The sequence below is a fragment of the Streptomyces sp. NPDC089915 genome (assembly GCF_040684675.1).
Classification (GTDB): domain Bacteria; phylum Actinomycetota; class Actinomycetes; order Streptomycetales; family Streptomycetaceae; genus Streptomyces.
In genome coordinates, this window is record NZ_JBFBGN010000359.1 from 1 (window position 1) to 1,546 (window position 1,546).

Here is a 1,546-nt window from a genome sequence, read left to right on the forward strand (position 1 = left end):
CACGGTCGACACCCCCTCGCGCTGCACGAGGTGGATGTCGACCGGACCGACCGGGCCGGTGACGAACCAGGCGACGACCTGCTCGCTACCGGCGGGCCACACCTCGTCCTCCAGCGGCGCCCTGACCACGAGGTCGTCCGCGCCCAGGAGGACCGCGCGAGACGGCTTGCTCAGCCATGAGTCGATCCGGCGGGCCACCCGGCGCACCACACCGAGCACGCCCGCGGGCCGGTCCGAAGGGCTGCCGGGAGGACCGGCGGGAGGCTCGGCGGGAGGTTGGCTCACACAACCCCTCCTATCAGCCCACCGCCCGGACCACCCCTCCCCCGGCGGCGAAACGCCGTGCCGCCCCCCGCACGGGGGCTACGCGTTGAGCGCCGACCAGAGCCACTGGCCGCCGACGCGGACGTACAGCCGCTTGTTGGCGGAGTCCACGGCGAGGGTGCCGTCGAGGGGCTGGCGGGTGAAGGAGGCGTCGGTGACCGGGCCCGGAACCAGCCGCAGCGGCGGGTTCGGGGCGTTCTTGACGGGGATCGTGCCGGTCGCCTGGGCTCCGGTGGTGCCGTAGCTGTTCTCCACCCGGAAGTCGCCGGTGGAGGACTGCTCGTAGTAGATGTGGGTGCCGGTCGGCGCGGTGGTGTAGAGGCCGACGACGTTGCGCAGCACCGCGGTGGAGCCCGGGCCCGAGTAGAGGGCGACGCCCGCGTTGACGGTGGCCTTGTCCCGGTTGGCGATGACCACGTTCTCCAGCGCGCTGGCGCTCGCCGCCCAGCTGATGATGTTCCGCGCGGTGGCCGGGGTGCCCTCCGCGAAGTCGCCCGCGTAGCAGTAGATGTTGGTGGCGTAGACGTGCCGGCAGCCGGCGTCGGTCTTCAGGTGCGGGCCGCCCTGCATGCGGGAGGTCTCGAACTTGCAGTCCGTGAGGTAGACGCCGTTGGGGTTGTTGGTGGTGACGGCGCCCTGGCCGATCCACAGCGCGCCGGTGCCGAAGGCCTCCAGGCGGCAGCCGATGAAGTGGATCTGGTTGATGTTGTCCTTGCTGTGGCCCCAGGCGCCCTCGGTGGCCGAGGAGGCGTTGCGCAGCCAGATGTTGGGCTGGGTCGTGCTGCCGGCGGTGCCGGTGCAGTCCTCGATGACCAGGTTGTAGAAGCGGGAGTCCCAGAACTCCACGGCGTCGACGCACATGTCCTTGTTCGAGGTCATGAAGACGTCGCGGAAGTAGGAGTTGTTGTTGTAGTACAGCTCCAGCAGCAGGCCGGTCTTGCCGTTGCCGTTGAAGCCGAGGTTCTCGACGGAGCAGTAGCGGCGGTGGGTGGCGCCGGTGGAATAGGCGGCTCCCGTGCCGGACATCCGGAGCAGGATGCCGTCGCCTCCCTTGACCAGCATGGACGCCTTCGCCCCGGCGCCCGCCAGCCGGATGCCATCGGCCTTGACGGCGAGCGCGGGTATCCCGGCCGCGGGCTTGACCAGGTACTTCCCGACGGGGAAGTACACGGTGCCGCCGCCCGCCGCGGCCGCCGCGTCCAGTGCGCGCTGGACGGCGGCG

General features: G+C 71.0%; 2 protein-coding genes. Both read right to left on the reverse strand.

Features of this window, described 5'->3' with window-relative positions; genetic code table 11:
• Window positions 1–285 (reverse strand): hypothetical protein (locus tag AB0O29_RS35790; protein ID WP_365160581.1); only part of this gene is annotated, 285 nt, incomplete at its 3' end.
• A gap of 78 nt (window positions 286–363) precedes the next feature.
• The coding region (locus AB0O29_RS35795) for a hypothetical protein (RefSeq protein WP_365160583.1) at window positions 364–1,546 on the reverse strand (1,183 nt) is incomplete at its 5' end.